Source organism: Bacillus sp. MT94, from assembly GCF_058792475.1.
In genome coordinates this window covers 209,681-235,566 of record NZ_JBXAEZ010000005.1, presented here as the reverse complement: position 1 = coordinate 235,566, position 25,886 = coordinate 209,681, and the positions used below count along the sequence as shown (strand labels likewise).

Annotated in this window: 26 protein-coding genes, 1 pseudogene and 1 riboswitch; of the genes and pseudogenes, 21 read left to right on the top strand and 6 right to left on the bottom strand. The window is 34.3% G+C overall.

The window, feature by feature from the left end; translation table 11 throughout:
• Positions 1 to 202: 202 nt before the first annotated feature.
• Positions 203 to 673 carry a DinB family protein gene (locus tag AC1Q51_RS19370; protein ID WP_000991274.1) on the bottom strand — a complete coding sequence of 157 codons (471 nt, stop codon included), beginning with the start codon at positions 671 to 673 and terminating at the stop codon, positions 203 to 205.
• Positions 674 to 742: 69 nt separating this feature from the next.
• Between AC1Q51_RS19370 and AC1Q51_RS19365 the strand changes: the two genes are divergently transcribed.
• The 13 genes from AC1Q51_RS19365 to lepB (AC1Q51_RS19305) all read left to right on the top strand — a co-directional run bounded on the left by AC1Q51_RS19365 (position 743) and on the right by lepB (AC1Q51_RS19305) (position 12,443).
• A complete protein-coding gene (locus tag AC1Q51_RS19365; RefSeq protein ID WP_492331652.1) occupies positions 743 to 1,450 on the top strand; it encodes an ArsR/SmtB family transcription factor in 708 nt (235 codons plus the stop codon).
• 197 nt (positions 1,451 to 1,647) lie between these two features.
• A complete protein-coding gene (locus tag AC1Q51_RS19360; protein ID WP_492331651.1) occupies positions 1,648 to 2,325 on the top strand; it encodes a copper homeostasis protein CutC in 678 nt (225 codons plus the stop codon).
• Positions 2,326 to 2,348: 23 nt separating this feature from the next.
• A complete protein-coding gene (gene lepB, locus AC1Q51_RS19355; protein ID WP_000662498.1) occupies positions 2,349 to 2,900 on the top strand; it encodes a signal peptidase I in 552 nt (183 codons plus the stop codon).
• A 155-nt stretch (positions 2,901 to 3,055) separates the two neighbouring features.
• Positions 3,056 to 3,808: an IclR family transcriptional regulator gene (locus AC1Q51_RS19350; protein WP_000026359.1), complete on the top strand. Its 753-nt coding sequence runs from the start codon at positions 3,056 to 3,058 to the stop codon at positions 3,806 to 3,808.
• Between the two features lie 14 nt (positions 3,809 to 3,822).
• Positions 3,823 to 4,536 (top strand): 5-oxoprolinase subunit PxpB, encoded by a 714-nt coding sequence (pxpB, locus tag AC1Q51_RS19345; RefSeq protein ID WP_000672264.1) that lies wholly within the window; start codon positions 3,823 to 3,825, stop codon positions 4,534 to 4,536.
• Positions 4,527 to 5,516, top strand: a complete 990-nt coding sequence (locus AC1Q51_RS19340) for a 5-oxoprolinase subunit C family protein (protein WP_097997358.1) — start codon at positions 4,527 to 4,529, stop codon at positions 5,514 to 5,516. Before pxpB ends, AC1Q51_RS19340 begins: the two co-directional genes overlap by 10 nt.
• A gap of 18 nt (positions 5,517 to 5,534) precedes the next feature.
• Positions 5,535 to 6,296: a 5-oxoprolinase subunit PxpA gene (gene pxpA, locus AC1Q51_RS19335; protein WP_097947362.1), complete on the top strand. Its 762-nt coding sequence runs from the start codon at positions 5,535 to 5,537 to the stop codon at positions 6,294 to 6,296.
• 21 nt (positions 6,297 to 6,317) lie between these two features.
• Positions 6,318 to 7,013 carry a DUF969 domain-containing protein gene (locus AC1Q51_RS19330; protein WP_000593392.1) on the top strand — a complete coding sequence of 232 codons (696 nt, stop codon included), beginning with the start codon at positions 6,318 to 6,320 and terminating at the stop codon, positions 7,011 to 7,013.
• 1 nt (position 7,014) lies between these two features.
• Entirely contained in the window at positions 7,015 to 7,977 is a 963-nt protein-coding gene (locus AC1Q51_RS19325) for a DUF979 domain-containing protein (RefSeq protein WP_075719963.1), read from the top strand.
• Positions 7,978 to 7,993: 16 nt separating this feature from the next.
• Positions 7,994 to 8,641, top strand: a complete 648-nt coding sequence (gene pcp, locus AC1Q51_RS19320; protein WP_098509137.1) for a pyroglutamyl-peptidase I — start codon at positions 7,994 to 7,996, stop codon at positions 8,639 to 8,641.
• Between the two features lie 75 nt (positions 8,642 to 8,716).
• Positions 8,717 to 9,445 carry an NAD-dependent protein deacylase gene (locus AC1Q51_RS19315; RefSeq protein ID WP_141541752.1) on the top strand — a complete coding sequence of 243 codons (729 nt, stop codon included), beginning with the start codon at positions 8,717 to 8,719 and terminating at the stop codon, positions 9,443 to 9,445.
• A 241-nt stretch (positions 9,446 to 9,686) separates the two neighbouring features.
• Complete coding sequence (locus AC1Q51_RS19310; RefSeq protein ID WP_023522349.1) at positions 9,687 to 11,840, top strand: peptidoglycan D,D-transpeptidase FtsI family protein; 2,154 nt, start codon at positions 9,687 to 9,689, stop codon at positions 11,838 to 11,840.
• An 81-nt stretch (positions 11,841 to 11,921) separates the two neighbouring features.
• Entirely contained in the window at positions 11,922 to 12,443 is a 522-nt protein-coding gene (gene lepB, locus AC1Q51_RS19305) for a signal peptidase I (protein WP_002094069.1), read from the top strand.
• 34 nt (positions 12,444 to 12,477) lie between these two features.
• Here the strand turns inward: lepB (AC1Q51_RS19305) and AC1Q51_RS19300 are convergent, their stop codons facing one another.
• Positions 12,478 to 13,101, bottom strand: a complete 624-nt coding sequence (locus AC1Q51_RS19300; protein WP_492331697.1) for a cephalosporin hydroxylase family protein — start codon at positions 13,099 to 13,101, stop codon at positions 12,478 to 12,480.
• Positions 13,102 to 13,259: 158 nt separating this feature from the next.
• On the opposite strand from AC1Q51_RS19300, the pseudogene AC1Q51_RS19295 reads away from it, so the two are divergent.
• Positions 13,260 to 13,785 (top strand): annotated as a pseudogene (locus AC1Q51_RS19295) (NUDIX hydrolase).
• A 182-nt stretch (positions 13,786 to 13,967) separates the two neighbouring features.
• Here AC1Q51_RS19295 and AC1Q51_RS19290 read toward each other — a convergent pair.
• Positions 13,968 to 14,729, bottom strand: coding sequence for a class I SAM-dependent methyltransferase (locus tag AC1Q51_RS19290; protein ID WP_098855662.1), 762 nt, complete (start codon positions 14,727 to 14,729; stop codon positions 13,968 to 13,970).
• Positions 14,730 to 15,593: 864 nt separating this feature from the next.
• Between AC1Q51_RS19290 and AC1Q51_RS19285 the strand changes: the two genes are divergently transcribed.
• The 6 genes from AC1Q51_RS19285 to AC1Q51_RS19260 all read left to right on the top strand — a co-directional run bounded on the left by AC1Q51_RS19285 (position 15,594) and on the right by AC1Q51_RS19260 (position 21,915).
• Positions 15,594 to 16,316: a lipoprotein BA_5634 family protein gene (locus tag AC1Q51_RS19285; RefSeq protein ID WP_492331650.1), complete on the top strand. Its 723-nt coding sequence runs from the start codon at positions 15,594 to 15,596 to the stop codon at positions 16,314 to 16,316.
• Between the two features lie 26 nt (positions 16,317 to 16,342).
• Positions 16,343 to 17,050 carry an ABC transporter ATP-binding protein gene (locus tag AC1Q51_RS19280; protein WP_000407086.1) on the top strand — a complete coding sequence of 236 codons (708 nt, stop codon included), beginning with the start codon at positions 16,343 to 16,345 and terminating at the stop codon, positions 17,048 to 17,050.
• A 2-nt stretch (positions 17,051 to 17,052) separates the two neighbouring features.
• The gene (locus tag AC1Q51_RS19275) at positions 17,053 to 19,038 is read left to right on the top strand and encodes an ABC transporter permease (RefSeq protein ID WP_492331649.1); all 1,986 of its coding nucleotides are present in this window, start codon (positions 17,053 to 17,055) and stop codon (positions 19,036 to 19,038) included.
• 78 nt (positions 19,039 to 19,116) lie between these two features.
• Positions 19,117 to 19,815: a response regulator transcription factor gene (locus AC1Q51_RS19270; protein ID WP_001035094.1), complete on the top strand. Its 699-nt coding sequence runs from the start codon at positions 19,117 to 19,119 to the stop codon at positions 19,813 to 19,815.
• A gap of 8 nt (positions 19,816 to 19,823) precedes the next feature.
• Positions 19,824 to 21,059, top strand: coding sequence for a HAMP domain-containing sensor histidine kinase (locus AC1Q51_RS19265; RefSeq protein WP_098835738.1), 1,236 nt, complete (start codon positions 19,824 to 19,826; stop codon positions 21,057 to 21,059).
• A gap of 49 nt (positions 21,060 to 21,108) precedes the next feature.
• Positions 21,109 to 21,915, top strand: coding sequence for a hypothetical protein (locus tag AC1Q51_RS19260; RefSeq protein ID WP_000483294.1), 807 nt, complete (start codon positions 21,109 to 21,111; stop codon positions 21,913 to 21,915).
• A gap of 114 nt (positions 21,916 to 22,029) precedes the next feature.
• On the opposite strand, the gene AC1Q51_RS19255 is transcribed toward AC1Q51_RS19260, so the two are convergent.
• The 3 genes from AC1Q51_RS19255 to AC1Q51_RS19245 form a co-directional block, all read right to left on the bottom strand.
• Positions 22,030 to 22,800 carry a DNA alkylation repair protein gene (locus AC1Q51_RS19255; RefSeq protein ID WP_075717761.1) on the bottom strand — a complete coding sequence of 257 codons (771 nt, stop codon included), beginning with the start codon at positions 22,798 to 22,800 and terminating at the stop codon, positions 22,030 to 22,032.
• A gap of 33 nt (positions 22,801 to 22,833) precedes the next feature.
• Entirely contained in the window at positions 22,834 to 23,139 is a 306-nt protein-coding gene (locus AC1Q51_RS19250) for an iron-sulfur cluster biosynthesis family protein (protein ID WP_001026167.1), read from the bottom strand.
• A gap of 113 nt (positions 23,140 to 23,252) precedes the next feature.
• A complete protein-coding gene (locus AC1Q51_RS19245; RefSeq protein ID WP_001083396.1) occupies positions 23,253 to 24,719 on the bottom strand; it encodes an amino acid permease in 1,467 nt (488 codons plus the stop codon).
• Positions 24,720 to 24,831: 112 nt separating this feature from the next.
• A riboswitch (Lysine riboswitch) is annotated at positions 24,832 to 25,025 on the bottom strand.
• Positions 25,026 to 25,409: 384 nt separating this feature from the next.
• On the opposite strand from AC1Q51_RS19245, the gene AC1Q51_RS19240 reads away from it, so the two are divergent.
• Positions 25,410 to 25,859, top strand: coding sequence for a GNAT family N-acetyltransferase (locus AC1Q51_RS19240; protein ID WP_025117841.1), 450 nt, complete (start codon positions 25,410 to 25,412; stop codon positions 25,857 to 25,859).
• Positions 25,860 to 25,886: the final 27 nt, after the last annotated feature.

Below are 25,886 nucleotides of genomic sequence, written 5' to 3'. Positions count from 1 at the left end.
ACATTTTATTGTTTATGGATATTATAGTTGTTTTGAAAGCACGGGTTTGATTAGTAATCAAACCCGTGCTTTTTATGTGTATGAAGTACTTGGTTGAGATGTAGGTTTTTAATATAAATGATTATCATGGTTTTTTGATTGTTTCTTGTTGAAAATTCTTATTGTAATGCCAGTTTGGAGGCTGTATAAACATTTTTCGTATTTAATCCCAAATTAATGGTCTTTCTAAGTTTACCATTCGTAAATATTGTAAAAATTGACCTGCATGGACCGCATCATGATAGGCAATTCTTAATAGCATATCACCTAAATATCGTTGATAGCCAACATCACTTCTATCAATAAGTCTTGAATCTAGCTCGGCTATGCTTATTGATTGAACATATTCTATGAAGTCAGTAAAGTATGATTGTGCCAATTCAATTTCTTTTTTTACACAAGTAATTGGCTCGTCATCATACGGGGTACGTATGTCGTTTATTGAACCGTTGTTTTTTATAATCATATGATAGTAAAAAGTTGAGCTCCATACGTGACGAATCATTTCACCAAAGGACATAGCCTCAGGATCAGGCTTCCAATTAAGAAAATTATCGGGAAGAGAATTCCATAATTTTTCTGAGCGCCTTCTCGTTTCTTTTAAATTTAATATACTAAGATCAATTGCATTCATAATACATTCTCCTTTACTATTAAACTTAAAATAATTGTATCAATTTAATAGTTAGGGTATCATCGAAATATGAATGTATATCCGAATATCTCATATATAGCTAAACTAATTGCTGAACCTACAAGAGCAATCATCTTAGAGTGTCTAATGAATAATCAGGCACTACCTGCTAGTGAATTGGCTTATATGGCAAAAGTGTCACATCCAACAATTAGTTCGCATCTTTCTAAATTAGTAGAAGGGAATTTACTTACAGTTGAACAACATGGTAGACATCGCTACTATCGACTTGCTAATCAAGAAGTTGCAGAAGTGCTTGAAAAGTTAGGGACAATTGCACCAACAGTTCAAGTTCGCTCTTTAAAACAATCAAGCCAACTAAAACAAATTCGTTATGCTCGAACTTGTTATGATCATCTTGCAGGCAAACTCGGTGTAGAGATAACTGAAAAATTACTTGATAGGAAATTTATAATTTTAGAGGATGGAGAATACATTATAACGGAACAAGGTAAGAAATGGTTTCTGAATTTTGGAATAAATATTGATAAGGCAGATATAAAAAGGAGGGTATTTGCAAAACCTTGTCTTGATTGGAGTGAACGACGCTACCATATTTCTGGTTGGTTAGGGTCTGCAATTGCAAAACTGCTTTTTGAACAGGGATGGATTACGAAAACGGATAAGAACCGAGCTGTCCATCTTACAAAGAAAGGTGTAAAGTTATTAGAAGATCAATTAGGCATTGATATGAAAACTGAGGAAAGAAAAGCTTGAAATTAGAAAAGTCCGTCAAAATGACGGGCTTTTTCATTATGGTAGGAGTGTACATGAATAATAGGATGTTATCAATAATCGTTGCTAATAAAAAATCTTTCTTTTCATTCTTCTTTTTTAAGTTTTAAAGGAGAAAGCTAGGCTTCTTATTTTTACTAATGTTATAATAAGAAAAAAGCACGAAAAGAGGTCATCTCATGCTAGAGGTTATTGCAACATGTTTAGAAGATGTAAAACGAATTGAAAGTGCTGGCGGGAAGCGGATTGAATTAATTTCATCTTATACAGAAGGTGGTTTAACACCGAGTTATGCTTTTATAAAGAAAGCGGTAGAAGCGGTAAGTATACCAATTCATGTTATGATTCGTCCGCATGCGAAGTCTTTTACATATACGGAAGAAGAAATTGAAATGATGAAAGAAGATATTGTAGTTGCTCAGAAATTAGGAGTAGCTGGTGTTGTATTAGGTGTATTAAATGAACGAAATGAAGTGGATGAAGGGAAATTAGCGAACTTACTATCTGTTGTAGATGGAATAAATGTAACGTACCACCGTGCGATAGATGATATAGAAAATCCAGTAGAAGCAATGAACACTTTAAAGAAGTTTCATAAAGTGACTCACGTTTTAACTTCAGGTGGACAAGGAAATATAGTAGAGAATATTCCGGTGCTTACAGAAATGCAAAAGGTAAGCGATGGTCAAATTCAGCTTGTAGCTGGAGCTGGCGTGACGAAAGAAAATATAAAGCGATTGCTAGATGAAACTGGAATCACGCAGGCGCATGTCGGTACAGCGGTAAGAGAAGGAAAATCATGTTTTTCTGAAATAGATCCTAATTTAGTACAAGAATTAGTTGAAATAATAAAATAAGTGCTTAAGAAAGAGGAGAAACGATGAAGGAAAATACAAAGAAAGAATTATTCTCTTGGGCTAAAACGATAGGTTTTACCCTTGTATTAATTGCTATTATTCGTGGTGTTTTATTTACACCTTCTTTAGTGCAAGGTGAATCAATGATGCCCACTTTAAAAAATAACGAACGAGTTCTCGTGAATAAGATTGGCTATAGTATAAGTGGATTAGATCGCTTTGATATTATCGTCTTCCACGGAAAAGAAGGATACGATTTAGTAAAACGAGTAATTGGTTTGCCAGGCGATACAGTTGAGTATAAAAATGATGTTTTATATGTAAACGGAAAAGCGATGGAAGAACCATATTTAAAAAAGTTTAAAGAAAAAGCAGTAGGCCGTGTATTAACTCCAGACTTTACGTTAGAACAAATCACTGGGAAAACGAAAGTGCCAGAAGGCCAAGTATTTGTTTTAGGGGATAATCGTGAAGTTTCTAAGGATGGTCGCATGTTTGGCTTTATTTCAGAAGATGAAATTGTCGGAAAAGGACAAGCTGTTTTCTGGCCGTTGGAACAAGTAAGAGCGTTATAAAGTGTGGTGAAGTATGGGAGAGATATTCTTCCATACTTTTTTATTTGCTTAAAATCTATTGAATGAATTGAAAGAATATTTTATAATTTTAAATTATATGTTTGTTTCGAAAAACGGAATTTAAGTTCCGTAATTCGGAACGAAAGGGAGATAGAATGAGTATAAATAAAACGGCAGTTAAGACAATGGATATTTTAGAGTTGTTTTATGAGCATGAAGAGCTAAGTTTAACTGAGATGGTTCAGCTTACAAATATGCCGAAAACATCTGTTTATCGTTTAATTGGTTCGTTGGAAGAGATGGAGTTTTTACAAAAAAACGAAAAGGGGAAATATCGTTTAGGGGTCGTATTTTTACGGTTCGGTCAACTTGTTTCACACCGATTATCAGTAAGAAATATAGCAATTCCTTATATGAAAGAACTTAGAGATAGTTTAGGACAGGCAGTTAATTTAATAATTCAAGATGGTAATGACGCAATTTATGTTGAAAAGATGGAAGGTGTTCAGCCAGTACGCGTGTATACGGCGGTTGGAAGAAGAGCACCGCTTTATGCTGGTGCATGTCCGAGAATTTTACTATCGTATTTTTCTGAGGAAGAGAAACGGAGATACATAGAGGAAGTGGATTTAAAACAGTTTGCAGATGGAACAATTGTGGATAAGGAACAATTGCTAGAAGTGTTGCAAATGGCAAAAAAGGAAGGCTACACAATTAGTTATTCTGAGTTAGAAAATCATACAGCCGCAATAGCAGCGCCCATTTTCGCAAGTGATGGAACGGTTGTAGCAGGTATGAGTATTTCGGGATTAGCAATTGAGTACAGCGAAAGTAACATTTCATATTTTATCGCTAAGGTGAAAGAAACAGCACATCGCATTTCGAAAGAACTCGGCTTTTTGGCATAGAAAGAGGGAGTAGGATGAAATTTTCTGCGTTAGGGGATCAAGCAATTATTGTTACATTTGGTGAAGAAATTAAGATGGATATATATGAGAAAGTACAGCGGTTATTTCAAGCACTGCAGCAACATCCGTTTGCAGGAATGATTGAGTGCGTTCCGTCGTTTACTTCATTAGCTGTTTACTACAATGTATACGAAGTATGGAAGAGAAATGAGAGAAGTGAAAGGCCATATGATTACGTTCGCCAGTATATAAAGGAGCTGTGTGATTCTTATAAAGAAGAAGTAAAACAGGATGTGAAACATATTTCTATACCAGTGTGCTACGGGGGAGAATATGGACCTGATTTAGAAGAGGTTGCACATTATAAAGATTTACAAGTAGAAGATGTGATTCGAATACATAGTGAAACTACATATTTTGTATATATGTTAGGTTTTACACCAGGGTTCCCGTATTTAGGAGGACTATCAAAAGAATTAGAAACACCTAGAAAAGAAACACCACGGTTACAAATCTCTCCTGGTTCAGTAGGTATTGGCGGAAATCAAACAGGTATATATCCGCTTGAAACACCAGGAGGATGGAATATTATCGGCCGAACTCCTATTTCATTATTTAATCCGGAAGAAGAAATACCAACATATATTCAAAGTGGTATGTATTTACGATTTATCCCAATAACGAAGGAAGAGTACGTATCACTTGAGGGGGCTAAAGAATGGATGTAGAAGTTTTGCATGCGGGAATGTTTACAACAGTCCAAGATTTAGGGCGATCTCATTATCAACAATACGGTGTACCAGTTGGCGGGACTATGGATCAAAGTGCACTTCGGATGATCAATATGTTAGTTGGTAATGAGGAGAATGAAGCGGGACTCGAAATGACGATTATGGGACCTAAATTGTTAATAAAGAAAACGACTTTACTTGCGATTGGCGGAGCAGATATGGAACCGTTATTGAATGGAGAACGTATCCCGTTATGGCGTCCCATTTTAGCGGAAGAAGGTAGTATGCTTTGTTTTGGAAAAGTGAAAAGTGGTTGCAGAGCGTATGTAACTTTTGCGGGTGGTATACATATTGAGCGTACAATGGGAAGCAAAAGTACGTACATACGTGCTGCGATTGGTGGTATAGAAGGAAGAATGTTGAAAAAGGGTAACTACTTCCAAATTGGTGCACAACCAGAAATGGCGAGTCGTTTCATTCAAGATTTACAAAAAGATGCGAGAATAAAAACGAAATGGGCAATTAGCAACAGAGTACTACCAAAGTATAAGAAACATCCAAAGCTTCGTGTCATAACTGACTTTGAATATGATCAATTTACAGAAGAAAGTAGAAAGGCATTTTTTACGAAAGAGTATAAGGTATCTAATTATGCTGACCGTATGGGCTATAGGGTTGAGGGAGAAGTTTTAAATAGGAATGAAGAAAAAGAGATTTTATCGAGTCCTGTTACATTTGGAACCATTCAAGTTCCTAATGGTGGACAGCCGATTATATTAATGGCAGATAGGCAAACGACAGGTGGCTATCCGAGAATGGGAAATATCATTTCAGTAGATTTACCTCTTCTTGCCCAGCTAAAGCCGGGGGACTATGTTTCTTTTGAGAAAATTACGCTTGAAGAAGCGGAACAATTGTACATAGAACAAGAAGTAAATATGAATCTATTAAAGAAATTCATCGCTTTACGAAGCTGAAATTAGGAGGAATACATTATGACTACAATCGATTTAAACTGTGATTTAGGAGAAAGTTTTGGCGCTTATAAAATGGGGAATGATGATGAAATTCTTCCGTTCGTTTCCTCTATAAACGTTGCTTGCGGTTTTCATGCGGGTGATCCGTCTATTATGCGTCAAACTGTTGAAAAAGCTTTGGAGCATAACGTAGCAATAGGGGCGCATCCTGGATTTCCTGATTTAATTGGATTTGGTAGAAGAAACATGAATATTTCAGCAAGTGAAGTATACGATTATGTTTTATATCAAACAGGCGCATTAGACGCATTTGTGAAAGCGGCAGGCGGGAAAATGCAGCATGTAAAGCCGCACGGTGCCTTATATAATATGGCGGCAACTAATCCGGAAATTGCAGATGCAATTGCAAAGGCAATTTATTATATAAATCCAAGTCTATTACTTTATGGTTTAGCAAATAGCGAGGCGTTTATACAGGCTGCAGAAAAATACAAAGTAACTCTTGTACAAGAGGCTTTTGCGGATCGTACATATAAGCAAGATGGTACATTAACGAGCCGTACAGAAGAAAATGCGCTTATAAAAGATGAAGACGAAGCGATAAAGCAAGTACTTCAAATGGTGAAAGAAGGCCATGTAAATGCGGTCAATGGAGAGAAAGTAGCAGTTCAGGCGCAAACAATTTGTTTACACGGTGATGGGGAAAAAGCAGTGCAATTTGCAGAAAGAATATACAGAACATTCAAACTTAATGATATTTCTATTTGTGCACCGAAATAAAAAATAGGGGGAAGTGCTGGGATGATTAAATTAATCGGAATACTACTTGTTGCAGTGGGCTTTTTATTTAGATTAAATACACTTTTAGTAGTTATGGTTGCAGGTATTGTTACTGGTATGGTTTCAGGATTAAGTTTTTATGATGTGATCAGCATGTTCGGTAAATTTTTCATAGAAAATAGATATATGTCTATGCCAATTATATTAACTTTACCGGTAATCGGAATTTTAGAGCGTTACGGTTTAAAAGAAAGAGCAGAGGCACTTATAACGAAATCAAAAGGAGCAACAACTGGAAGAGTATTAATGTCATATTTTACGATAAGAGAATCATCAGCAGCACTAGGGCTTAATATTGGTGGGCATGCGCAAACAGTAAGGCCGCTCGTTGCACCGATGGCAGAAGGGGCCGCGCAAGGTAAATACGGTAAACTTCCTGAAAAATTAAGAGAAAAGATTAAAGCAAACGCAGCAGCAGCTGAAAATACAGCTTGGTTTTTCGGAGAAGATATTTTCATCGCAACTGGAGCTATTTTATTAATGAAAGGATTCTTCGATTCAGTAGGTATGCATGTCGGAGTATGGGATATGGCACTTTGGGGCATTCCGACAGCAATATCTGCACTTATTGTAAGCTGGATTAGATTTAGAAGGTTTGATAAATATATAGAGAAAACAATGAAGGCAGAAGGAAAAGAAGAGAAGGAGGCAATTTAATATGAACATCATCACAATGGATACAATCTATTATGTATTAGGGATAATCGTTGCTTTTATCGCTGTTCGTATCGCATTCGATCGTGAACATCCAAACAGATTCGGTTCTAGTTTATTTTGGGCATTGTTTGCAGTTACATTTTTATTCGGAAATGTAATTCCTTCGTTTTACGTTGGCTGTATAGTGCTCGCTATGGTCGTTTTAGCTTCACTAAATAAAGTAACAAAATCAGAGGAAAAAGAAGTTCCAGTACAAGAACGTGTGAAACATGCTGAGAAATTAAAAAATAAAATTTTTATGCCTGCACTATTAATTCCTATTTTTACAATTATCGGTACGTTGACGTTAGGGAAAATTAAATGGGGAAATGTCTCTCTTGTTGATCCAGATAAAGTAACATTAGTTGCATTAGCGCTTGGTGCATTACTCGCATTCGTTGCGGCGATGCGTATTACAAAATCAAAAATAGCAACGCCTGTACAAGAAGGAAGCAGACTATTACAAGCTGTCGGCTGGGCTGTTATTTTACCACAAATGTTAGCAGCACTTGGCGGTATATTCGCGAAGTCTGGCGTTGGGCAAGTTGTTTCAGATTTAGTCGGACAAGTGCTGCCGACAGAGTATCCGTTCGTTGCTGTTATGGCGTACTGTTTAGGCATGATGCTATTTACAGTCGTAATGGGAAATGCATTCGCAGCGTTTGCTGTTATTACTGGCGGAATTGGCTTACCTTTAATAGTTCAAATGCACGGCGGAAACCCAGCAATTATGGCAGCACTCGGTATGTTTGCTGGATATTGCGGAACGCTGCTTACTCCAATGGCAGCAAACTTTAATATCGTACCTGCGATGCTTTTAGAGCTAAAGGATAAAAATGCGGTTATTAAAGCACAAGTACCAATTGCTCTTTCAATTTTTATCATAAATATGTTTATTATGTACGGCCTTGTATATCGTTTCTAATTAGGAGGATAAAACTATGAAAACAGTATTATTAACAGGGTTTGATCCGTTTGGCGGGGAAAATATCAATCCAGCTTGGGAAGTAGCAAAAGGTTTGCATGAAAAAACAATTGGAGAATACAAGATAATAAGCAAACAAGTACCAACTGTATTTCATAAATCAATAAGCGTATTAAAAGAGTATATAGAAGAATTAGCGCCGGAAATTATTATATGCATTGGACAAGCTGGGGGCAGACCAGATATCACGATAGAACGTGTCGCCATTAATATTGATGATGCAAGAATTGCTGATAATGAAGGGAATCAGCCGGTAGATGTACCGGTTGTAGAAGAAGGAGCGATTGCGTATTGGTCCACACTCCCGATGAAAGCAATTGTAAAAAAACTTCGCGAAGAGGGCATACCGTCATCTGTTTCACAGACGGCAGGCACATTCGTTTGTAATCACTTATTCTATGGACTTATGCATGAACTAGAGAAACATGATAAGAAAATAAAAGGTGGATTCGTTCACATTCCGTTCTTACCAGAACAAGCGAGTAATTATCCAGGTCAACCAAGTATGTCACTTTCTACTATTCGTAAAGGGATAGAATTGGCAATCGAAGTAACGACGACAGTTGAAGTAGATATTGTAGAGGTTGGGGGCGCAACGCATTAAGTAAAATGAATTGTACAACACCTCCTGTAAACAACTGGTATAATAAGAATAGGAAAATACATAGAGGTGATTTTTGTGCAACAATTTGAAGAACTACGTTCAATTTTAGAAAAAGCGAAGAAAATTACAGTATTAACAGGCGCTGGTGCAAGTACGGAAAGTGGTATTCCAGATTTTCGTTCAGCAAATGGGTTGTATGCTGATGCGAATGTGGAGATGTATTTATCGAGAGGGTATTATAATCGAAGTCCGAAAGAGTTTTGGAAGCATTATAAAGAAATCTTTCAAATTAATACGTTCCATCAATATAAACCAAATCGTGGACATCGCTTTTTAGCTGCGCTAGAAGAACAAGGGAAAGATATTACGATTTTAACGCAAAATATTGACGGTTTACATCAATTAGGTGGCAGTAAGCATGTCATCGATTTACATGGAACACTTCAAACAGCACATTGTCCAAAATGTAAATCAGGCTATGATTTACAGTATATGATTGATCATGAAGTACCGCGTTGTGAGAAGTGTAATTTCATTTTAAATCCAGACGTTGTTTTATACGGAGATACATTGCCGCAATATCAAAATGCTATCAAACGTTTATATGAAACAGATGTGCTTATCGTTATGGGAACATCACTAAAAGTACAGCCTGTCGCTTCATTCCCGCAAATTGCAAAGAGGGAAGTGGGAGCAACAACTATTTTAGTAAATGAAGAGTTAACAGGACAGGAATATAACTTTGATTTTGTTTTTCAAAATAAGATTGGTGAGTTTGTTGAAGGGTTATCGTCGGTTAAATAAGTTATTATTTTTATGAAAAACTGAGGTGTATAGAGAACACCTCAGTTTTTTGTTTGAATAAAATTCATGTTATGACGTATGAAGGGGAATGGTAATAAATAGGTTGTAAAATTAAAAAACTGAAAATTAAATCTTTTATTTCTTTAGTAATTAATATAAAATTCTATATATATCATATAAATAAATTTGATACATAATGATTTTGCGTAGAAATGTTAATAGAATGAAGCGAGGGAGCGAAATGAGACAGAAAAAGGAGCAGAAAAAACAATCGAAAAAGAAAAAGACTCATATTCCATTTCGGTTAAATGTACTATTTTTTATTGTCTTTCTTTTATTTTCAGCTATTATAATTCAATTAGGTAAAGTACAAATCATTGATGGAGAAACGTATAGAAATGAAGTAAACAAAAAGGAAGATGTAACGGTAAGTACTCCCGTTCCTAGAGGGAAAATGTTTGATCGACAAGGTCACGTTATTGTAAATAATAAACCATTACGAACCGTTACATATACGAAAATGAGAGGAGTGGACTCGAAAGAAGTTTTACAAGTAGCAAGAGATTTAGCTAAGCTAATTGAAATGTCGCAAGAGGACATGGATAAGTTAACAGAGACAGATAAAAAAGATTTTTGGATGCAGTTAAATGAAAAGCGGGCAGCAGCGAAAGTAACGAAAGAAGATGAGAGTAAATTTAGAAAGCAAGAAATAGAAGGAAAAGAGTTAGATAAAAAAGTAGAAGAACTGCGCCGGGAAAGAATTACACAAGAAGAATTAAATGAGCTTTCAAAGGAAGATATAGAAGTATTAGTAATTAAAAGCAAAATGAATGCGGGATATAAAATGACTCCGCAAATCGTTAAAAAAGACGTAAGTGAAAATGAATATGCTGTCGTTAGTGAAAGGTTGGCAAGTTTACCGGGGGTAGATACAACAGTAGATTGGGAACGTGAATACCCAAATGATAAAATACTGCGCTCTATACTAGGTAGCGTTTCTAATGAAAATGAAGGGTTGCCAAGAGAACAATTAGATTATTATTTAGTTCGTGATTATAATCGAAACGACCGTATTGGTAAAAGTTACATCGAAAAACAATACGAAGATGCACTACATGGAACGAAAGAACAGTCTAAAAATATTATGGATAAAGCAGGGAAGATTGTTCGAACAGAAAAAGTGACTGAAGGAAAAAGTGGAAATAACTTGATGTTAACAGTCGATATGGATTTACAGAAAAGAGTAGAGGGAAGCCTTGAAAAGAATTTACGAGCCTTTCATGCTGCAGAGCCGATGATGGATCGTGCGTTCGTAGTAATGATGAATCCGAAAAACGGTCAAATTTTATCAATGGCAGGAAAGAAAATTGTAAATAAAGATGGCGGTATGCAAATAGAAGATTATGCATTAGGAACGATGACAAGTTCTTATGAGTTAGGGTCAACTGTAAAAGGGGCTACTTTATTAACTGGATATCAAACAGAAGCGATTAAGCCGTATACACACTTCTTTGATGCGCCAATGTATTTTAAAGGAAGTTCTAAGCCGAAGAAATCGTGGAAAGAATTTGGGGATATTGATGATTTAAGAGCTTTGCAAGTGTCATCGAACGTTTATATGTTTAATACAGCTTTAAAAATGGCAGGCATTAATTATGTTCCAAACAATCCATTAGATATTAAACAAGAAACATTTAATAAAATGCGCTACTATTTTAGACAATTTGGCCTAGGTGTGTCGACTGGTATTGACCTGCCAAATGAATCGATCGGTCAAATAGGTAGAACTGATAACATACCCGGATTTTTACTTGATTACGCGATTGGACAGTATGATACATATACACCGCTTCAGCTTGCGCAATATATTTCAACCATTGCAAATGGCGGTTACCGAATGAAACCACAAATTGTACAAGAAGTTAGAGAGCAACCGAATAGACCAGAGGATGCAGGAAAAGTCGTTCGGTCGATTGAACCAGTTGTATTAAATAGAGTGGATATGGAAACTTCGTACATTAATCATGTAAAAGAAGGATTTAGAAGAGTTTTTCAAGAAGCTGACGGAACCGGAACCGGAACATTTAAAGGTCTACCATATAAACCAGCGGGAAAAACAGGAACAGCTGAGACAGTATATGGTGGAGAAAGTGATATTGGAAGAGATGAGAACAACAACCGAAAAAAATGTTATAATTTAACTCTTGCCGGTTATGCACCATATGATGCGGATCCGGAAGTAGCTTTTTCAGTTGTTGTACCATGGGTGAATGATGATAAATCAGGAATTAATTCTGCGATTGGTAAAGAGATTTTGGATGCGTATTTTGAATTAAAAACAAATAGATCAAATACAAATTCAATTCCAGTAGAACAACCGAACAAGGCACAGTAAAAATAGTATCACTGCATGGAAACATATTGTGCAGTGATATATTTTTTGAGTTAAAAAGCGCTTTATAAGGTGGGAATGGATATGAAAAAGGAGATTAAGAGAGGCTGGGGAAAGTACATACTATTTATATTGGTGATAGTCATAGGCTACCATTCTTTTACTTTATGTAAGGTGGAAGGGGAATCGATGCAGCCGACTTTATATGAAGAAGACTACGTATTTGTAAATAAAGCGGTAGTACGTCTTTCTAATTTACAACACGGAGAAATTGTCATTATAAAAGAAGAGGATGAATCGAAATATTATGTGAAACGTGTAATAGGGCTTCCTGGTGATGTAATTAACATAACGAACGGAAAGGTATATGTGAACGATAAAAAGCAAGAAGAACCATATACGAACAAAGATTTATTTAACAACACACAAGTGTTTTATAACTTTCAAAAGACAAAAATTCCACCAAATAAGTTATTTGTAATGGGAGATAACCGCGAAGTAAGTAGAGATAGTCGAAATGGCTTAGGATATATTGAAGAAGATAACATAATTGGCAAGGTGGAATTCGTATATTATCCTTTTTCAAAAATGAAAATGATAGAATAAGTGGGGGATGAGCAAAACCCCACTTATTAAAGTTTCACTTTATTTTCTTTAAAAAACCTTTTGGATTAAATGATATGAAAAATTTATGTTTAGACTCGTCGATTATGAAGTTATTGTTTTTTGTTAAAAACTCTTCCACAGCTTCCATCGGGCCAGGACCCCAGTCGGGAAGAAGCGGATTTCCGTTAATGGAGGTATCTTCTACAATCATATAACTGCCAGTAGTGACGATAGATTTATATAGCAAGAGTTCTTTTGAAACATGCTCTTTACTATGATCAGAATCTAAAATAACTAAAATCACATCATCAGGTTTGCGCATACTTACTATTGTTTGGATGGCCTGCACAGAAACAGAAGATGCTGTTAAATACGTAATCCGATTATGTGATGGCCGATTTGGCTGCGGAGTTATATCGATAGTAAGTACGTGACCTTTTCCAATTAAATCTAACATAGAAGCTAAATACAGTGCACTACCACCGTGAAAAGTCCCGCATTCAATAATTAAATCGGGCTTTAATTCATAAATGATTTCTTGATACAAAAAGAGATCAGAGGGAAGTTTATAGATTGGAACTCCAAACCAATGTGTATCTTTTAACCACACAAGGCTGTCGTAATATTGTTTTAGAAATTCATTGCTTATAGTATCGATTTTAAATTCTCCTTTCTAAAAAGGATTCTCTCGTTTGACGTAAAGTGTTTACGCATGAAAGTTGTACTATATATTATGTAGTAAGGAATTGTAAGGCGAGTGTTTTTACTTGAAAATAAGCCAAATAACTCATGTGGAAAATGAAAGGAAATGATCGTATGTACAAATACACAATTTGCTTTATTAGAAAAAGCGATAAAATACTGCTATTAACATAGAAATAAAAAGCCGAATATGGGGATGTGGAATGGTGTTGGAGGAAAAATAGAAGAGAATGAAACGCCATACGAAGGAATAATTAGAGAAACGTTTGAGGAAACGGGCATAGAACTTTCAAGTGTAACGTATAAAGGGACTGTTGGTTTTAAAGGTAAAGGTGAGCCCCAGGCTAGTGAAGGAATGTATGTGTTCGTTGCTGATTTGCCAGATGGAATGCAAATGAATACACCATTACGTACGGCTGAAGGCTTATTAGAATGGAAAGAAATTGATTGGATATTAGATGGTGATAATAGAGGAGTAGTTAGCAATTTACCAAAATACTTACCGACAGTATTAACAGAAGAAAATAAGTTAAAACATATATTCACGTACGATAACCGGAATATTATTAATTGCACAACTGCATGTTTGAAAGAAGATGATGCGAACAAGCGATATGAAAAACAACTTGTTTCTCAATAGAAGAGGAAAGTGAAAAATCACGTTTTTGCTCTTGTTATATATGCGAGGTGATTATAAGTTTCAGAAATACAATTCATTGGTCATAATTGTAATATGTATGATATAACTTTTCTTATGGTGAAAGAGTAGAGAACATACGTAAAAGGAACAAAAAAGGAGGTGGCTTTGCCACCTCTTTTCCGTTAGTCACGAATCGCCTTAATCATAAATCGATGTTGCTTCACATCAAAATATCCTTTTTGCAAGATAATCTCATGTATACGATATAACTCCTCATAATACCTTTCGACAGTGAAATCAGGAATTTGCCACGGAATTGCTTTTAAATAATAGACGATAGCGCCAATATCATAAAAGCGTTGGAAAGGGAATTCTTCTTTTGCTTCTAAGATAGTAAATCCGTTTTCCTGTAGTTCATTACATGCCGCTTCAAGCGACCAACTTGCAAATTCACTATTTAGTGGTGTGTCAAATTGGTCATTAAGTTCCGCGCAATCGAGACCGCCAACTTGTTGTGTAAGAAATGTTCCATTTGGAGAAAGAATTCTTTTTACTTCAGAAGCAGCATATGATTCATGTTGGTTTAGGATTAGATTAAACTGACCATCTTGAAATGGCAATGCAGTATCATCGTTCACCTCTACAACAGTAACCCCTAAAGGCTCTAATTTCTTTCGAGCAATTGGCACGTTTGGAGCGTAGCCCTCAGTAGCATAAATAGTTGACGGGAACGGTTGTAACAGAGATAAAAACTCTCCGCCGCCAGTCCCCATATCGAGCATTGATTCTGCATGCTGCATAAGCTGGAAAGCTGTACTGCCATATGACCACGATAAAGGCTCGCTCTTCATTCGACCCGTTTCTGAAATAAAAGAAAAATCCCAACCGCTAAAATTTGTATTAGCACTTTCTAATAAAGTTAAAAATAATGGATCACGTTTCATAATTGTATCCTCCTATTTTGTAAGTAAATGATATGGTGAGAAAAGAAAAAAGGAGGACCTCTTATGAAAGGGGAACGGTTTTACGTTTCGTGTTCGAATAGATTCATATAAATTCGCTCCTTGTGAGAATAGTAATTTATATATTCGGGATAATCGAGTGGGAATCCTTTGAAATTATGGGAGAAGGTAGTTGTTTGATGAAAGATTGGATGGAGTGTACAGAAAAAGGTTGCAATCAAACTTTAGAAAAGGTATTTAGTAAACTTAAATTTCCGCCCAGCCCTTTTATGAGATATGTGATATTTCTCACTACTATTATGTAACAATAAAGTCGTACTGTTTATAAAAGAAGTGACGTTTTTGTATCCCTTTGGATTTACTTATCTATGGGATAAGTAAATAAGTAGACATATAAACTGAATATAAAAACGTTTTAATTCTTTGGAAACATTCCATAATTTAGTATTGTTATATATGGAATAATTTATTTGTACGAAAAGAGGAATAAGATGTTTATACAAAAGTATAAGGATTTGATGCTAGGGATAGTTGGTGCTGTATTAGGAGTAATATCCTTTGTTTATTTTAAAGATTTAGATTATATATAAGACGGGCCTTAAGTTATTATCTGTAACATTAATCATTATAGGTCGGGTTATTGCCTGTGATTCGATCCGTTTCAATAAAAAAGAGAATAATAACGTATAAGATTATTATTATATAAATTTAGCTTGTTGAGCATGGGGAATACTAATCTTACAAAATTGTAAGATTAGAAGTCACATAGTTAGATAGAAGTCATTAACTTATGAAAAAAACTCATCTATAATCCAGATATAAATCATTTACTAAAGGAGTATTCTAATGAAAAAAATTATAAGTTATACGGTTGTTATTGCTATTTTTATAGGAATAGGATTAGGAGTAAAACGTTATGTGCAAGGTCCAGGACAACCAGTCGATGGGATTCTAGTTAGTGGTACTGCAACTGACGTAGAAAAAGTTAAACAAGAGTTTAAAGATGACACTAAACAATCAATAGACTATAAGGTAAAGTACGTCACAATAACAAAAAGGATTCCATTATCAGAAGAAGATAAGAAACAAAATGATACAAATGAAGAATTTGAAATCAACACTACAGAATATGCAGTTATTAATAGTTCTACCGCGGTAAAATTATTTAATAAGGGACTTCTAAGAGCTAGAAAAGATCCAAATTCAGCATCTATTATTTCTGAGAGGGTGAAAGATAAAAATAAAGTATCTAGTGATCAGAATCTATTATTTTCTTATGCGGGTGATAATTTTGAAAATAACCAGTTGAATTTGAACGGTAAGATAGTACCTGCTCAGTATGTTAAACAGCAAATTTGGATTGGGTATGTTCCAATGAACCTTGTTATTCTAAACGACCAAGAATATAATACAATTTCTGAATCAGAGTCAATAATGAAATTGATTCAATTTCAAAAACGTAATTTTGATTATAAAAACAAACAAGAAGTAGACAAAGTTTTACAACAGATTGATAAGCTCTCTTCGAATAATCAGAATAAAATAAACTTTGTAGAGGTACAAAACTAAATTAAAATGAAAATAAGGTGATATAAATGGAAATCGTAAGAATAGAAAATGTAGTCAAAAGTTATGGTGAAGGAAATAGTAGGGTAGATGCTTTGAAGGGCATAAATCTTTCTATACAGCAAGGGGAATTTGTATCAATCGTAGGAGCTTCTGGCTCAGGTAAAAGTACATTGTTACATATTTTGGGAGGGTTGGACCGTCCGAGTTCAGGACAAGTATTTATTGGAGAGAACAATATTTATAATTATTCAGATAATGAACTTTCGATATTTAGAAGAAGAAAAGTTGGTTTTATATTTCAGTTCTTTAATTTAATTCCTGTATTGAATGTGCAAGAGAATATAGCTTTGCCCACTTTACTAGATAATGAACCTGTAGATAATCCTTATATGGACGAAATTATTGAAATTCTGGGACTTCATGAAAGACGAAATCATTTACCATCTGAATTATCAGGAGGTCAGCAACAACGGGTTTCGATTGGGAGGGCACTTATAAATCGCCCACATTTAATCTTAGCTGATGAACCTACAGGAAATCTGGATACTCAAAATACAAAAGAAGTCATGGATTTATTAAGATTGACAGCAAAAAAATATAATCAAACTATTGTATTGATTACTCACGATTTAAAAATTGCATCAACTTCTGACCGTATTATTACAATTGAAGATGGCCAAATCATTTCCGATCAGTGGCTATCCACGAATAAGCCTAAGACGGGAGGAAACTAATCTTGATTGGTAATTATAAACAATTAAGCAGGAGATACTTAAAGGGAAATAAGAAACGAACAATTTTAACTTTGATAGGAATCGTACTCTCTGTATCGTTAATTTCTACAATCGGCCTATTTATGAACGGTACTCAGATTTCTCAAATCGAGAATACGAAAAAGAGGCAAGGGTATTCTTTTCATGCCGTTGTATTAAATTACGATGAATCGATATTGAAAAAAATTAAATATAACCCGCAAATTGAATCATTTGGTTTAATGTCACAGGGAGAAACAGTCCAAGTTGGAGAGGCTGCTGTACAAATGAATTTTGCTGATGATAACGCCTTGGAATTTTTAAAATACAGTATTATTAAGGGCAGATTGCCATCTAATGATCAAGAAGTTGCTGTTGATCCCTGGGTATTACCTTATATAAAAGAAAATATTCAAATAGGTGATTCATTCGAATTAAATGAAAAAAAATACAAATTGGTTGGTTTTCTAAGTGATAGTACATATACACAGGAAAATAAGGTGGGACGGTTACTAACCTATAAGAGTAAGTTTAGCGCTGGTGAAGGAAAAATATTAGTTGGAATTAGCTCAAAAGCAAACTTTAATGAGGTTTTAGAGGGACTCAAGACCATTTCCGGAGAAAATAATATTAATATAAGTAATGAATTAATTCAATTAGAGAAACCAGGTTACAATAATTCGATTATGGCTACGCTAATTATTACAATCAGCATTGTTGTGATAGCGACAATTGTTGTGATTTACAACGCTTTTCAAATAAGTGTCGTAGAACGAACGAGGCAGTTTGGCTTGTTGAGAAGCATTGGTGCAACACGAAAGCAAATTAGACAAATCGTTCTGAGAGAAGCTACTTTTCTGGCTGTTATCGCTATACCAATTGGAATTATATGTAGCCTAATAGCACTTGCCTCTCTGCAGTTCACTTTTTCACTTTTAATGGAAAATAGTAAAGCGGTCTCGATATTTCATGTTGATTGGAATATTTTACTAATCAGTTCGATTATTACCTTGCTTTCTGTAATAGCGTCAAGTTTGTACCCAGCTTATTTTGCAGGGAAAATCTCCCCTTTGTTGGCAATTAGTAGCAGGTTGTCAATTAAAAAGGAACAAATCAAAAAACAAAAGAATTCCATGGTGAAAAAACCTTTATCTATTCCTTTGAGCATGGCTATGAAAAATGTTAAGCGAAATAAAAATCGCTATACCATTACAATCTTATCAATTATTATAAGTAGTGTGTTATTTATTACTTTCTCGTATTTAATGAGTGTTGCATTTGCATCTAAATCTTTTGATAAGTTATCTGTTAAATCGGATATTACAATTAAGATAGTGGATAATAATCCAGATCATTTAGCTGAAAGTGAACAAATTTTGCATCAATTGAAATCACTTGAAAATATATCTAAAGTATACGAAAAAAAGGAGAATAGCTTTGAAACTAAATTAAAGGATGTAACTCAATCTTCCGCGACAGTAAAGGAAATAGAAAACACGATTGGAAAAAGCTATTCCATTACAATCGTAAATAATTATCAAGAAAATAAAACAAAAAAAGAAGAAAAACTTACTTTACAAGTGCTTGCATATGGTTTCATTACAGTCATTTCTTTAATTAGTAGCGTTAATATCCTCAATACTATAACTATAAGTATCATGACTAGACGAAAAGAATTGGCCGCTTTGAAATCCATTGGTATGTCACAAAAGGATTTGAAAAAAATGATTACCTATGAAGCTTTGATTTACGGTTTTTCGGGAAGTTTACAAGGAATCTTTTTTGGCTGTATATTGTCTTATATTATATATTTAGCTATATCTGATATGTTGAAAATGACATGGACGATTCCTTATGAGGCTTGTATCATTACGTTTGTTTCAGCTTTAATAATTAGTTATTTATCAGTCTTAAATCCATTGAAAAAAATTCAACAAGATAATATTATTGATAATATTAGAGAACAATAATATTATAAGCCTGGCTAGATTATAGCCAGGCTATTGTAATTGGAGTATAAGCTAGGGGAAAAAAAGGAGAGGGCATACTTGAATAAAAAAATATTACTAGTTGAAGATGATGAAGCTCTTGGCATAGCCATCGAATTTTCATTGAGAAATGAAGGTTATGAGGTGATTAGAGCGTCCAGTGTAAAAGAAGCTAAACACCAGTTTGTTCACAATACATTTGATTTGTCCATCCTTGATATCGGCCTACCAGATGGTAATGGTTATGACTTATGTTTGTATTTTAAAAAGAAAAACGAGAATTCGATTATTATTTTCTTAACTGCACTAGATGAAGAAGCAAATGTGGTAATGGGGCTGGATATAGGCGGTGATGATTATATAACCAAACCTTTTCGGGTTAGGGAACTCATGGCCAGAGTGAAAGTACAATTGCGTAAACAAGCGTCGCTAGAAACGCCATCTCAAATTTTAAGATCTGAGAATATAAGAATCGATACGAACCTAGTCAAGGTTTATAAAAATTGTGAAAGTATTACATTGACGAATTTAGAATACAAGCTGCTATTGAATTTCATGAAGAATTCTCACAAAGCATTAAAAAGAGATGAACTCCTACAACAAATAACAGAAGGAGAAAATGTTTTTTTTGATGAAAACACGTTATCTGTATACATAAAGCGTTTAAGAGCTAAAGTTGAAGACAATCCTCAAAAACCACAGTTTATCGTTACCGAAAGAGGATATGGTTATCGTTGGAGCAAGGACGTGATTGGGTGAGCAAGATAATGAAAAATACCGAGTTAAAAAGCTATATGACGATACTAGCCGTCCTTTTATCTATATTTGTGATTTACCAATTTATTATTCAACAATTATTTTATGATCATTTGAAAAGAGACTCTATTGCAACATGGGGGGAAATTACAGCTAGGTTGGTAGAGCAGAATCCAGAAAATGAAGCGGAAATTATGAAAGTCTTATCAAGTCATTCGTCTCACTCAAGTAAATATCAGGAAAAAGGGACAGAGATCCTAAAGCAATATGGATTATATGAAGACTTGGATTCAAAATTTTTTCCTCACTTAAATAATCTAATTATTAATCACAATCAATTTATGATGTGGGGATTGATTGCTTTTGGATTTTTACTTTTTGTTGCAAACTACATGCAACAAAAAATTATTTTCAATAAGATTAGCCAGCTTACTAGAGCTGCAAAAAAGATAATCGAGGGAGATTACTCGGTTGTCATCAATGAAAATAAAGAGGGGGATTTTGCGAAACTGGCGATTTCATTTCGTTCAATGAGGGATATCATTAGAAAAAATATGCATGATTTGCTTGAAGAGAAACGGTTTTTAGGAGAAATGTTGCAGGATATATCTCATCAGTTAAAAACGCCGCTTTCAACTATTTCTATCTATAATGAAATGTTGTTAAATGAGAAACTATCCCGAGAGCAACAAGCTCAATTACTACAAAATAATGATATTCAGATTTCTAGAATGAATGTCTTAATTCAGAATTTGTTAAAAGTAGCAAAAATTGATGCAAAAGCGATTTCGTTTGATAAAGAGCCAGGGAATTTAGTAGATACGACTGAGGAAGTACTAAATCGCTTGCAAAGCATGATAAGTGATAAAAATATTTTGATTGATTGGAATGCCCCAAGAGAAATAGTCGTTATTCATGACAAATTATGGATGCAGGAAGCTTTGTTAAACCTGTTGAAGAATGCAATCGAACATTCTAAACCCGGTGGTAAAATAATGATTCAGGCCAAAAATTCTCCAATCTATACAGAACTAGTAATCCAAGACTTTGGAGAGGGAATTTCAGCTGAAGAATTACCTCATATTTTTGAACGATTCTATAAATCAAGTAGTTCTAAAAAGCACGAATCGACCGGAATTGGATTGGCACTTGTCAAAGCTATTATAGAGGCACATCACGCCTTAATTACAGTTGAAAGTGAAAAAAATGCTTATACAAAATTTACAATTATTTTTATGAAATTTTAATAACAGTTTGGTATATATTTTAATCTTTTTAATATAAAGGGGTTTTTTTATGTTTAATAGATTGAAGTGTTTTCTTTTATCTGAGAAAGAAATAGTTGATACTGTGAAAAAATACAAGGAGGAAAAAATACACGTTTCCATAATAAAAGATTTTTTAGGGGATTTAATCTTAATAAGAACTTTTACATTTTTAATGTTTGTTCCAGTATCAACTTTTATTTTTTCAGTTATAATTTATGGAGCTGTTTTCTTTTTATCAGGCATTAAGATTACTGTTTGGGGCATCACTATAATGTTATTAGTTCCAATAACATTACTTTTCTATATGAATATAACTAATACATCAATTATTATTACTGATTTAGTGAGAAAATTTTTATTAACCATAAAATATCTAAATCCATTTTACTCAATCATAAATAAACCTTGGCTCTTTATTTTTGAATTATTAATTGGTTTTTTATATGTATTTCTGCTATCTTTATTTTCTATTTGGATAGTATTACATTCATTGGAAATAGATTTTTCTGAATTTAGTTCGGAGGACAATCGAAGTTTTCAATTTTCAATTATTATTTTACATACAGCAATTTATTTGTTTATAAGAGTTCATGGCCAGTATTGTAAGACAACTAAGCAAAAAATTAAAAAGCTGAAAATGAAGTTTTATTTATGGTTTTGTTCTATGATTGCAAGTATTGTATATATATTTGAATCACTCTTTAATTATATGAATGGAATCCAAGCAATTTATTTTATTTTTGTTTTAATGATTGCTTTAGAAAGAACAGTGACACATTATAAGAAATTTATAGATTTTTTAGAATGTGAAAATTTGTATGAAAAATATTTTTAGAGAGAAAAGTCTTTTGAAATATAAAAAGTTATACCTACTAAATACTGGACGAGTAAAAAAACGCTATTCTTTTTCTAGAATCATAGGAAAAGATAGCGTTTTTGTTTAATATACTCAAAAACAAAAATCTTTTGGTAAAGTACCATTTTTAATAACTGTTCTTAACCCATGTTTTATAATCCAAGGATTAATAGGATGCTGTTTATCACGTAATTGCTGTAACCACTGAAAAACGAGTTCTTTATCTTCTTTCGTAATATCGTTAATATGATTGGCTACAGATTTTTGAACATATTTAGAAGGGTCATTCATTAATGGTTCAAGAAGTTGTAAATTGTACTTAAAATCACCTTTTAGAGCTCCTATTTTTTTAGCCCAAGGAAGCCTTGGTCTTGTACCTTCAGAAACTAATCTCCTAATGTGGCTGTTTTCATCATGAATCCACTGTTGTAATATGTTTAGTGTATCTTCATGGTATGTTTCAAGAAAGGGCCGAATGGCATATTCAGCAGTATTCCTTTTCGTTATTTCATACATTGCATTAAACGAGATTTTAAAATCGTTAAGCCCATATTTTTCAACGTATTTTGCAACAGGCATGTACATATATCCATTTGTAAATGTGCCTACTTCTGTTGTATTTTCTGGTCCTAATGTTTTCAGTAATATATGTATTGCGGCATTAAAATCTTTTTGTAAAGCATTGTGTAATTCATCTGCAATTACTTCAATACGCTGTTTTAACTCTAAATTTTCAACTTTACAAGCTACAGAATCTACAAAGATGCTTTTAGAGAAACAAGGATCGTGTTTACAAATAGAATCAGCTATTTTTTCTGCTAATTCTTCATTAAATAAAAATTTTAACGGAATATATTTACCCATTTTTTCACCTCGGTGGTCAAATGAAAACAATTTTTATTTTTTAATCGACAATCCATAAACCAAAGTCTCACTCGGAGTCGTAATACTAAAACCTGTCGTCTTATAATCAAGTTTCACCGTATCACCAGTGTAGTCTTTCGTGAATGAATCCATTTGTACGATAAGCTCTGCATCTTCATATACAACATCATCTGCGTTATATGTATCCCAAATTAAATCGACATCAACGAAAATACTACAAGAGTTCGTCATTGTTCCTCTAATGCGAACGATCTTTTTATCTTCAAGTTCTAATCTATGTATAGCTGCTTTCGCTTCATCAGTAATGCGAATGTTCATTGTATCCCAACCTTTATTTATATTTCCTTTATTATTGCAAAAACAGGAGCAATAGGGAAGTAAAGAGGTTTGCAACAAAAAACGAGCAAACAAATTTGTTTGCTCGTTTCACTTTATTTTAGTTCACATTTATCAAGTGGAATCACTTTTGTTTTTTTCGTAAATTTATAACCTAACCATAGTACTAAGAAGAGTGGTAAACCGATGTAAGAAACGAGTACACCGTTCCAATCAATTGCTTCACCCATAAATGCGCCGTAGTTTTGTCCTAAAATTACGATGATACAAAGTGTAAATGCGAAGATTGGACCGAATGGGAACCATTTTGCTCTATATGGTAAATCATTTAAATCTTTTCCTTGTGCGATATATGCTTTACGGAAACGGTAATGACTAATTGCAATTCCAACCCATGCGATAAAACCAGACATTCCGGATGCGTTTAATAACCAAATGTATACAACACCATCACCGAATAAAGAAGCAATGAAAGCAATACTCCCAACAATTGACGTTACGATTAACGCGTTAACAGGTACACCGCGGCTATCTAATTTACCAAGAAACTTTGGTGCTTTTCCTTGGCGAGCTAAATCCCAAAGCATACGAGTTGATGCATACATACCAGAGTTACCAGCAGATAGTACAGCAGTTAAAATAACAGCGTTCATAACAGAAGCAGCAAAGGCAACGCCCGCTTTTTCAAAAATAAGTGTAAACGGACTTACTGTAACATCACTTGCAGCAAGGCTTTCAGTTGTATAAGGAATTAATAAACCGATAACGAGAATCGCAAGGATATAGAATAAAAGAATACGCCAAAAGATTGAACGAATTGCTTTTGGGATATTACGTTCTGGATCAGACGTTTCACCAGCAGCTACTCCTAATAGTTCAGTTCCTTGGAATGAGAAACCAGCTGCCATAAACACACCGATAATTGCCATGATACCGCCGTTAAATGGTGCATCTGCAACAGTGAAGTTTTTAAATCCAACCGTTTCACCGCCCATAATTCCAAAAATCATCATGAAACCAACAATTAAAAAGATAATAATCGTAACTACTTTAATAAGTGCGAACCAATATTCAGATTCACCAAACCCTTTAACAGATAAATAGTTTAAAAGGAAAATAATAGCTAAACATAATCCGCTCCAAATAAGAGAAGGGGTATCTGGGAACCAAAATTTCATAATTAATGTTACGGCTGCAAGTTCAGCAGCAATCGTAATTGCCCAGTTATACCAATAGTTCCATCCAAGTGCAAAGCCAAGTGATGGATCAACAAATTTTGTTGCATACGTGCTAAAAGATCCAGTAACAGGCATGTAAGCTGCAAGTTCAGCTAAGCTTGTCATTAAAAAATAAACCATAATTCCAATTGCGGCGTATGCAATTAATGCGCCACCAGGTCCAGCTGTATGGATGACACCACCGCTGGCAAGAAATAGTCCGGTACCAATTGTACCACCGAGAGAAATCATCGTAAGGTGACGAGATTTTAATCCGCGTTTTAATTCACCTTGTCCTTGTGTAGTTTGCGTTTTAGAGGTAGATTGATTTGTTGCGCTATTCATGTTCAACACTCCTTTTCTTGTAGGTTAGGAAGGAGCGGGGGAGAAAAATACAAAAAACCGCCAAAGGAATTTGGCGGAACGTTTCACAAATAACCACCCCATCATACCCTTCCGTTAAGATAGCACCCCACGTTTACACGGTAATTTTGTAAACGTGACAGTTCTGTTCCTTTCGGAGACAGCCCCAGCTCATATTTCCAGAGAAGAAATATAAACTTCGGCAACTTTTCCTTTCAAACGGAGTCAGCTGACATTCTCTGTGTCTCGTCCGTTTTACTATTAAAAGTCGCAACCTCTACCTCATCGGATTGATGAGGATTTATATATTGCTAAGATTTTTAATATATGGCAATTGTAATGACTTTCTGAATATATTGCAAGATATTTTGTTAGGAAAAGTCAAAAAATATCGGTTATTGTATAGGAAACGCTTGCAAAACTCCACCCGAACCTACTATTATGTAGCAATAAGCAAAGAAAAAATTGTTATACAAATGTTTCGCAAAAAATATTGAAAAACCCTCTAAATTAAAAGAAAATTCAGAAAAATATAATTCGACATAACTATCAAAAGAGGATTATTCCTTAAATTCGTTTCAAAGAATAAGTATAAATTTAACGAATAGGATGAATATTCTTTTTATTTTTAGTAAAATTGAGGTATTGTTTAATTGAAAAGGGGAAATCAATATGAAATTAGAAACAGAAAGGCTCTATATAGTGCCGTGTACAGAAGAGAGAATTCAAATTGCTAACGAGCAAGGATACAATAGCGGTCCGCATATTGTAGGGCATGTAAAGAATGTAAAACAAGATGCAGCTATATTACCATGGGGCGCGTGGTATGTTCTTCGGAAAGAAGATGATAGCGTTATAGGTGATATTGGGTTTAAAGGGAAACCAAACGAGAATCAAACAGTGGAAATTGGCTATGGATTTATTGAGAAATATTGGAATAAGGGCTATGCAACAGAAGCTGTAAGAGAACTAATCGATTGGGCTTTCAAAACAGGAGAGGTAGAAACAATAATTGCAGAGACACTTCTAGATAATTATAGTTCGATTCGTGTTTTAGAAAAGTTACATATGAAGAGAGTAAATGCTACAGAAACGATGATTAATTGGAAAATAGAAAAATAAAAAATACCGCTCTAAATTGGGCGGTAT